This is a genomic window from Candidatus Magnetominusculus xianensis (assembly GCA_001541255.1).
GTDB lineage: Bacteria > Nitrospirota > Thermodesulfovibrionia > Thermodesulfovibrionales > Magnetobacteriaceae > Magnetominusculus > Magnetominusculus xianensis.
In genome coordinates this window covers 1-9,197 of the sequence record LNQR01000130.1, presented here as the reverse complement: position 1 = coordinate 9,197, position 9,197 = coordinate 1, and the positions used below count along the sequence as shown (strand labels likewise).

General features: G+C 44.0%; 6 protein-coding genes. 1 reads left to right on the top strand and 5 read right to left on the bottom strand.

Annotation, left to right across the window (positions count from 1 at the left end; translation table 11 throughout):
- Positions 1-136: 136 nt before the first annotated feature.
- Positions 137-1,654, bottom strand: a complete 1,518-nt coding sequence (locus tag ASN18_RS16300; protein ID WP_085053849.1) for a hypothetical protein — start codon at positions 1,652-1,654, stop codon at positions 137-139.
- Between the two features lie 105 nt (positions 1,655-1,759).
- On the opposite strand from ASN18_RS16300, the gene ASN18_RS17345 reads away from it, so the two are divergent.
- A complete protein-coding gene (locus tag ASN18_RS17345; protein ID WP_157073064.1) occupies positions 1,760-1,930 on the top strand; it encodes a hypothetical protein in 171 nt (56 codons plus the stop codon).
- Positions 1,931-2,128: 198 nt separating this feature from the next.
- On the opposite strand, the gene ASN18_RS16295 is transcribed toward ASN18_RS17345, so the two are convergent.
- The 4 genes from ASN18_RS16295 to ASN18_RS16280 all read right to left on the bottom strand — a co-directional run bounded on the left by ASN18_RS16295 (position 2,129) and on the right by ASN18_RS16280 (position 8,980).
- Positions 2,129-4,819, bottom strand: coding sequence for a tetratricopeptide repeat protein (locus tag ASN18_RS16295; RefSeq protein WP_085053848.1), 2,691 nt, complete (start codon positions 4,817-4,819; stop codon positions 2,129-2,131).
- A gap of 175 nt (positions 4,820-4,994) precedes the next feature.
- Entirely contained in the window at positions 4,995-6,215 is a 1,221-nt protein-coding gene (locus ASN18_RS16290) for a response regulator (protein WP_085053847.1), read from the bottom strand.
- Positions 6,208-8,253, bottom strand: coding sequence for a PAS domain S-box protein (locus ASN18_RS16285; RefSeq protein WP_085053846.1), 2,046 nt, complete (start codon positions 8,251-8,253; stop codon positions 6,208-6,210). The genes ASN18_RS16290 and ASN18_RS16285 overlap by 8 nt, the downstream gene beginning before the upstream one ends.
- A 232-nt stretch (positions 8,254-8,485) precedes the next feature.
- Positions 8,486-8,980 carry a Uma2 family endonuclease gene (locus tag ASN18_RS16280; protein WP_236861837.1) on the bottom strand — a complete coding sequence of 165 codons (495 nt, stop codon included), beginning with the start codon at positions 8,978-8,980 and terminating at the stop codon, positions 8,486-8,488.
- Between the last annotated feature and the right edge of the window lie 217 nt (positions 8,981-9,197).

Below are 9,197 nucleotides of genomic sequence, written 5' to 3'. Positions count from 1 at the left end.
CCTCCGCAGCAGACTCATGCCCCCCTCAAAGAATGGGGGGGGGCTGACTGGTTTTATTATGACACAGTCTGGAAAGCGGGAATCCAGGAAACCATCGATCAGAGCTAAAAGTTTAGGCAATCTCAGCTTAATTTTTCTAATGCGTTTGCCCTGGTAAGGGTTGCCGCATTGAAGAGTCAAGCACCACGACACAATCGAACTTTTTAAACAAATCATATTGGTATAAAATCCCTGTGTGTAAGTCTTTTTCTGATATATGATATACTGCAGCGTTTGAATCATTAATCCTGTATGCTTCATTGTTATAAAAGAGATATGGATAAAGATTATATTCCAGCTTATCGGAAAATCCAAGCCTCCAACGCCTCAGCGGGTCTGTTTTGCTCAACTGCCGAAGCAGCGGGCCAACCACGCTCTGCGGCTTCCAGTCATGTGTGGTTACAACATGTAAGGACATCAGAGGTCCGGCAATCAGGACAACAGACACCAGGCAAGTCACAACGTATATGCTGGTCTTCAAAGGCGCAAGCGGACTAATACGAGCCCCGTCCATAACAATACCGGCAGATATAAATATCAGAGGCAGCCAAAACACATGATTACGCGTAAAGCCCAGAGACACTCCAGCCGCTGTACGTGCTGCGTAAGCAAACAAAAATGAAGCCGCAAGCACAGACAATACTATTAAAGCAGCGGCTGGCAGGGTTTTTTTACTTAGTATCACATTTAAGAGGAACAACACGGTAAGAGCGACCATCAGCGGCAGTATAATTGTCTGGAGAATATTTAAAATCGATGACAGAGGGAATTCCCAGTTTGTAAAAAGACCTTCTGTGATAAGCGATTTTAATATAGTTATGAGTGCATTGTTTACTTCACTGTGCTTACCTGAGACCGAGATTATTTTTGTAAAAACTTTATGATAGAGCAAAGCCAATGCCACGCAAGTCAGGCACAGAATTACAACCCCTGCCTGAACAGTTTTCTTAAGCGCGTCATACGGCCTGTCAGAGACCGTGAGCTGCACTGTTTTTAATCGGTGGAACATAACCGCAAGGAAGGCAAGATTCAGAGGCACAATAGTGTACAAACTCGTTAACATTGCACCTAATGCAATAAAATTCAGGGCACTAAAAAGAATGACCATAGAGTCAGCCTTGTCTTTCAGGAGCTTTGGATATAAAACAATGACCAGCAGCTCCAGATAAACCGCACCCAGGGCTATTGCATATCCCCTGGCCAGAATTGTTAAATCAAAGATTAAATAATTAAACAGGCAAGCCCCCAGCACAAGTATCTTTAGCACTCTGCCCCTTAAGGCGGTCTCTATAACAAGTGCAATCGATACCACATACACTATGCCAAAAAAAACCGCAGGCAGCCTTATTGCTGGCACCCCAAGAAAACTTTGTCCGAAGACTTTGACCGACAGATAAATCAAAACCGAGTTCAACAGGTGATTATTGGTCGATGAATAATTTGAAATTGCACTGTTGAAATCCATTGAAAATCTGAAATATGTGAGGGCCTCGTCATAAATAACACCGGTATAATAGGCCTTATATATCCTTAGAATCACTGCAAGGAGGACTATTGCGGCAAAACACCCGAGGTAGAGTTTGTGTGTTATGCCGGAATTATGTCCTTCTGTCATAGCGGGTAAATTTTACCACATTGATTATTTATTTGCATACTTTTATGCCGCTGGTATTATATAATGTCGGGTAGATAGTACAAAAATGGGGAACACGGGGGTACGGTGCTTAAGGTATTTTCATTAATCTTTGGGACATATTTTATTGGGGCATTGATAGTTGAAATAAGCAAGAGGCTCTCGCAAGACTCAACCACTAAGACATTTTGCGAAAGAAGGTTTCTCCCGCAGTTTAAGCTGTCTTCGATATTTCGAAAGATCACCGGCTGGTTATAACTTATCAACCGATTTTGCAAAGTTATTAGGTGATTTTGCAAATTTTTTTGTTTTCGTCGGGTTTTTGACGTTTTGGCAGCTCTTGATCGAAAATTCGAATGTCCTTTTTGTTGGTCAAAGAACGTCACGACTTCTTCGGAAAGTTTCAGCTTCAGTTATCGATATTGTGTGAGTGTTTTTCAAAAAGCCCACAGTGGGTCATATCTTTCTCTTACTTTGGACTGCCTCGTTATTCCCTACACTTTTTATCGCGGTTATTACTTGTAAAATGGCTGTATAGTTCTCACGCATTGTAACCACAGTGGGGTGACTAGCCCCGAGAACCTTCTCTCTTATTCCAATGGCTCGCTTCATCAACGGCTCCGCTTCTTCGTACATCCCCTGCGCATAGTATAACCCAGCCAGGTTGTTTAGGCTCGTTGCCGTATCAGGGTGGTCTTTGCCCAGAACTTGCTCTCTTATTCCAAGAGATCGCTTATACATCTGCTCCGCTTCTTCGTACCGCCCCCCCTGCGCTCTATACAACCCAGCCAGGTTGTTTAGGCTCGTTGCCGTATCAGGGTGGTCTTTGCCCAGGACTTGCTCTCTTATTCCAAGAGATCGCTTATACATCTGCTCCGCTTCTTCGTACCGCCCCTGCTCTCTATACAACCCAGCCAGGTTGTTTAGGCTCTCTGCCGTAGCAGGGTGGTCTTTGCCCAGGACTTGCTCTCTTATTTCAAGAGATCGCTGATACATCGGCTCCGCTTCTTTGTACCGCCCCTGCGCATCGTATAACCCAGCCAGGTTGTTTAGGCCCGTTGCCGTACCAAAGTGGTCTTTGCCCAGGACTTGCTCTCTTATCTCAAGAGATCGCTTATACATCGGCTCCGCTTGTTCATAACGACCAGTTTCATTCAGATAAAACCCAATGTGATTGAGAAGTAGTGCCGCCTCTACAGTTTCAATGTTATACCACTCGATCAATCCGGCACAGGCCTGTCCGCTTGAAAGTAGCCGCTTGCAAATGGGCCAGTTCTTAAGCTCGACGTAAGGAAAAACCTTGTTGACAGCATTGACCGCACGCTCTGCCCATTGCCTTTGATCATTTCCGCTCATCCCGTCTTTTATAACCGCCTGGACGAGACGGTGTATTTCAAGTGTGTCGCCCTCTCTTTCGATCAGTGAATACCGGCTCGCTTCGCTGAGCATTAGTTCAAACTCATATTGATCGGATGCCGCTTTGCTTAATTCTTCCCCAAGCTTGGAGGCACCCCCGGTAAATATCTCAATCGGTATTCCATCCGGATCCAAAAATGCGCAAAAGCGTATCAACTCCCCAGCCACGGGGCTGCTTTCCAATACCTTGTCAAAACAAAGCGTAAATGTCGTGGTTACCGATTCGGGATGCTCGTGTTCAGTCGCGGCTCCATGAATGATACGGGTTCCATGCAGGCCAGAACTTTTAATCTTGTAAATATCTATGTATTTTTTCAACCCACACTGTGTCGCCTCAATAAATGCCCCGGCCTGATCCAGCGCCAACGGCAGACCGCCCAGGGTTCGTGAAATCTCCTTAGCCAACTCGAACTGGATTGCATCGCCGTCGCTTATCTTCGCCCTGCGAAGAAGAAAGCATGCTCCCTCATCCAGCGTCATCTTCTCCAACGGCGTTGCATTAACGTATGTCCCGGTTGCCTTAAGACGGGTCGTGACAAGCGTCACCCCAACTGCATTTGACGGTATATAATCCGGTCTGATTTTATTTAAAACTTTCTCGTCGTCAACATTGTCGAATATGACAAGCCAGCCCGTATTTGCAGTTAACCAGTTTTTCACGTCCGAAACGACACGCTCCTGCTCCTTCGGGTCTCTTGCCGACAGACCAAGCTCGGCAGCGATGTCGATATACGAAGAGACAATTGAATCATTAGAGCCGGCCTTGACCCAAAGCACCGCGTCATAAGAGTCCTTGTAGCGATACGCATACTCAAGTGCAGTCTGGGTCTTTCCGAGCCCGCCAAGCCCCCTTATCGCCTGCGTCAAGATGCTATCCTTCTTTTCGACAAGGCTCTTGCGCAGTTTCCCCAGAATCTCCTCACGCCCAGTAAACAACGGATTTCTCGGATGGGGAATATGAAAATGATGAGATTTGCTGCCAGGGGCAGAAACAAACTTCTTCAGAATGTGAAACGCAAAGGCGCTGGCATTGTTTGCTGCCTTCTCTTGCCATTTTTGCTTGTCTGAAAGTTCTTTGCCGTCTATAAGATCCGATATTCCACGAATCAACAAAGACTGTACTTCCTGATTTGCATACGCGGCAGTTAAAAACCCTATTCCTTCCATTTCGACAGCCAGGGCATCGCCGTATTGATTTTTCAAAAACTTATACGTAGCAGACCGTGTACTTGCCACCACTTTTTCCCCGGCCGCGATGGGAGCAAAGTAGGCTTGAGGTTTCGGATCAGGCTGAACACCTGAAATATTGGCGATCCAATCGTCAGATTTTACTTCATGCTTGGCGCGCTCTCCAATCCTGAAAGATGGTCTATGTAGTTCCGGTCTGGGGTGAAAACTCTTTTTGTCTTTGCCAAACTCATACCCGTATACCTTTTCGGAAGCTACAATGTCGCCGAGTTGTACATCCTTTATACCGCCTGCCACACCGACAAACAGAACTACCTCAGGCTTGAAATGCTCAATAGCCCTTTCCGTGTGAACGGCTGCATTTTGATTTCCTTTGCCACACTCAACAAGCCCAACTTCCCATCGTTGATCATCATATTTAAAAATCCCTTTATCATAAATATTGCCTTTTTCGTGAGAATCCTCTTTAACTTCTGTCAGATATTGTTTTACCGCTTTATATTCAACAAGAAGCGCCGTTATTATTACCGCCAGTTTTTTCATATGTTCCCTCGCCAAAGTACACAGAATACCTCTTTAGTGCTTATAAAAAAATCTGCCACCATGCGGTATTATAACTTTATACCTGATTCTGAATCAATAGGAGATTGAACTTTTTCAGCAGTTTCTAATCTGTGCATAAGAACGACTTAAGTCTAACTGCCGGTCATCCAGTAACTCAGGCCGTGAAATTGTTCAGCTCTATCGTAAAGACGGCGCCTGTTTCCCCGTTGACTGCGTATATTTTGCCGCCCATGTTGCTTTCTATTATTATCTTTGACATGTAGAGGCCAATTCCCGTACCTGCTGCCCCTTTTGTTGTAAAATACGGCTCAAACAGCTTATCAAGAACCTCTGTTGGTATACCTCCGGCGTTATCTCTTACCTCGACTATTATCATGTCGGCTAACTTTGACAGCACAACTGAGATCTCGCCGTCCTCTACGGCGCTGCCCTTGCTGAGAATGGCGTCTCTGGCGTTACATAGGACATTTAGTATCACCTGCTTGAATTCGTTTTCGAATCCCTCAACTGTTAGTTCTGGTTTACAGAGACATATTGCCTGAGTTTGACTTACTGTCGTCTTACGCACAGCCTCTGGATATGTGCACGACAAGCTGATTTTTATGCCTGACTCTGTAAACAAATCATAGACCAGGTAAATCACTTCTTGTATGGCGGTATTTATTTTAAACGGCATCCTTTCCTTACTTGGTTTAAAAAAATTCGTGAAATCGTTGATAGTATTAGACATGAACTCGACCTGCCTTAAGGTGTTTTCTACCATTTCATATAGATAGGCCTTGTCAAGTTCGCCGCATCCATAGGCGTCTCTTGCGTCCTGAACATATAGGGCGACGGCATTCAGGGGCTGGCGCCACTGGTGGGCAATTGCCCCAATCATCTCGCCCATTGACGCCATTTTGGACTGTTGTATCAACAGGTAGTCTTTTTGTCTGCTTAGCTCTACCTCCTCTTTTACCCTGTTTTCTAACGTTCTGTTTAATTCCTTCAGCTTGCTCTCCATGTTGTGCCTGTTGAGGGCCATCTCTATGTTTGTCTGCAATTCCTTGTCCTGAAACGGTTTAAGTAAATACCCGAATGGCTCGGTTAGTTTAGCCCTCTGAAGCAGTGCATCGTTGACGTGTGAGGTTAGAAAGATTACCGGTACATCGAGACTCACGCGTATCTTCATTGCGGTCTCAATACCGTCCATCTGCCCATTGAGCGATATATCCATGAGAATTATGTCTGGTGTGCTGGTCTTTACCAGTTCTATCGCTTGTTCACCGGAGGATACAATATCAATGACAGAATAGCCCATGTCCTGTATGATCAGTTTTATCGCGTTTGCTATGATAAACTCATCCTCTACGATTAATACAGATTTTTTATCCACTAGTATGCCCCCTCGCCTTGAATCGCACTATTATTTCCGTTCCATTATCCCTTTTCAGTTCTAATTCGCCTCGCAGTTGGGTTTTCGTTATGCCTGTTATCAACTGGCAGCCAAGCGTTTCTGTGTTCCATATATCAAGTGTCTCAGGGATACCAACCCCATCATCTTTGACAGTCAGTTCGATTATACCGTTTGAGGCACAATGGAGACCTATGTGTATCTCACCGTCGCCCCCCGCTGGAAATGCGTATTTAGCAGCGTTTGTGAGAAGTTCATTAATCAGCAGGCCGCAAGGTATGGCTAAATCTATTCCTAAAGATACATCGCTCACATCTGTTATCAGCTTAATGCCGGATAAATTACCCCTGTATGTGCTGTAAATTGTCTTTATGAGCTTGTCAATATATTCCCTGAAATCAACGCTGGTCATGTCATTGGTGCGGTAGAGCATCTCATGAACCGAGGAAATCGATTTTATCCTGTTCTCGGTTTCCTTGAATATCCTCAACGAATTTATGTCTTTGATGGAATAACTCTGCATCCTCAGGAGGCTTGAGATTATTGCCAGATTATTCTTTACTCTGTGGTGGATTTCCCCAACAAGCATCTCTTTTTCCTTAAGTGAAGCTGTTATAAGCATCTCTGACTTTTTCAGTTCTGTAATGTCGTGAAATAATGCAAATTTTGACACCGAGCCGTCTCTGTTTTTTATAGGTGTATCATACCTGTGATAAGTCTTATTGTTCGCAGGATAATGCCACTCCCAGTAAATGGTTTTACCAGAGAAGACCTCCTCTTTCCTGCACCACGGACACGGCTCTGATTTATTATAAAAATACTCGTAGCATAAACGTCCGGTCACCGCGCCGAATTCCCGTTCTACCACAGGGTTTATGTATTGAAGTTCGCAGTTTTGACCAGTGATATAAATACCATCATCAATGGTCTCCATAATTGAAATCAACTTATCTCTTTCTATCCTTATTTCCTCTTCTATCTTCTTCTTTTCTGTTATATCGCGGGCGGTTGCGTAATAAAATCCCGCCTCAGGCGAAGAAATCCACACAAGGTCTTTATACGTCCCGTCTTTGCAGATATATCTGTTCTCAAAATTTATCACATTCAGCCCCTGAGAGAGTTTTACCATCTCATTCAGTGTTTTTTGTCTGTCATCAGGGTGTACAAATTCGATAAACGGCCTTGACATCAGTTCCTCTGCGGTGAATCCAAGCGTTTTTTCAAACATGGGATTTATCCTTCTGAAATATCCATCGACATCCGCTATACACAGCATATCCAGAGAAAGGTTGAAAAACTTATCAAGGTCTGCCGCCGCCTGCTTGCGTTCGGTAACGTCCTTAAATATCGCAATCCAAACCGTACCGTATTTGTTATGTTCAAATGTAGAGATAGTCGCATATATCCAGAAATGAACGCCTGTCTTCTTAGTACACAGCAGTTCTCCTTTCCATACACCACCGTTTTGCAGAGATTCTCCTATCTCATGGACTGTTATATGTGATGGGGCAATGAGCGTACTTAGGCATATGTCCGTACACTCCATATCTTCACAGTCGAACATTTGCCTCATTTTAGGGTTTGCGTAAACAATCCTGTTGTCCACGGCGTTTACCAAGATTACCCCTTCGGCCATATTCGTTATTATCTCACCCTGCAGCCGTAGTTCCAGCTCCATTGCCTTGTGCTCAGTAACATCTCTGGCAACGGCATATATCCTGGCATCCTCCATGACCGGCACCGCCATCCATGACAATATCTTTATTGAGCCGTCTTTGCAGAAATACCGGTTCTCGAAGTTCTTTGTTGTCAGCCCTTTGATTTGTTTGTCTATTTCTACAAATGTAGCCTCGTGGTCATCGGGATGGATAAAATCTATCAACGGTCTTGACAGGAGTTCCTCCCGCGTAAATCCAAGTGTCTTTTCAAACTGCGGATTGACCTGTTTGAAATAGCCATCCATAGAGGCTATACAGATTAAATCATGGGATTCGTTAAAAAATATATCTCGCTCTTCCATAATAACCTTATTTAAAACTAAAACCCTTCTGAAACACAGGCCGCAGCGCTTATGAATATACTACTCACATACACCTCCTAACCACTGTCAGACAGGGTTATTACTCTGGATTATTAGCCAAGGAGCCGCTTAAGATAGTGTAGCACACGGGAATGTTATTCCACCTCGCCAGAATAACCGATTTGTTTTATTTTCAGACACCATCTTATCTATCCAGTGTCAGATTACATTGTTAGCAGCACAACCCAAAGATATCCTTGATAGCAACTTGCAATCCTTCAATTATTTTAGAGATAACAACTCCTTCAAATGCTGCAATGGAATGTAACTTATACTTGTCGTCATCTATAGTTAAAATCTCAATGGTTTGAAGTTCAGGGATAACAATCCAGTACTCAGGTACTTTGTACTTCTCATAGATTGCCTTCTTAATATCTGTATCTTTTTCATAACTACCCGCTGATATGATTTCACATACCATATCAGGCACTCCTCTTATCCAGTCCTGCCCAATGTTCATATTCTCTTTTTTAATGAATAATATATCAGGTTGCAGGCGGTTGACTCCTTCTTCAAAAATTACATCGAGAGGGGAGAGACAAACCTCTCCAAGATTATTCCTGTTAACGAACTGCCCTATAATCAGATGTAATTTGCTTACAATCCTTTGATGTTTAAAAAACGGACTTGGACCCATTACTTCCTCTCCATTTATGATTTCTGTCAAGTCTAAATCTCTGGTTTGCATAGCAATATTGTATCACTGGTGTTAAGGATTTGTCGACAATAATTCCAGGGCAAACGCATTTGAAAAATTAAGCTGAGATTGCCTATACTTTTAGCTCTGATCGATGGTTTCCTGGATTCCTGCTTTCCAGACTGTGTCATAATAGCACCCCCCTTTCTTTTGAGGGGTGGGCGTAGCGGCTAGGCAGCTGGGGTAT